Annotated in this window: 1 pseudogene; it reads right to left on the bottom strand. The window is 43.4% G+C overall.

The annotated features are described in order from the left end of the window. Positions 1–341 (bottom strand): annotated as a pseudogene (locus HC175_RS21610) (alpha-1,4-glucan--maltose-1-phosphate maltosyltransferase); the annotation flags it as partial.

Raw genomic sequence — 341 nt, 5'->3', positions numbered from 1 at the left:
GACATCGTTGCGGCAAGGATAAGCCGGATGATAAATGAAGGCTCCTCCTGATTTTCGAGGGAGATGGGTAAAATATCGGGCGTATTTGGCCAGAAATTAGGTCGGTAATATTCCCTGACTTCAGTTTTAGTGAGCTGCGTGAGGTACTCGATGAATTCTTCCTTGGTGTTCCTCCAGGTAAAATAGGTATAGGATTGATTGAATCCAATCTTCGCAAGTTCTTCCATTACCCTTGGCCGGGTAAAGGCTTCAGCAAGGAAAATAATCCCCTCATGTTTTTTATTGATCTCCTTAATACACCACTCCCAAAAAGGGAAAGTTTTGGTATGGGGATTATCCAC

Source organism: Salinimicrobium oceani, assembly GCF_012037645.1.
This window is presented reverse-complemented; position numbering and strand designations above follow the sequence as displayed.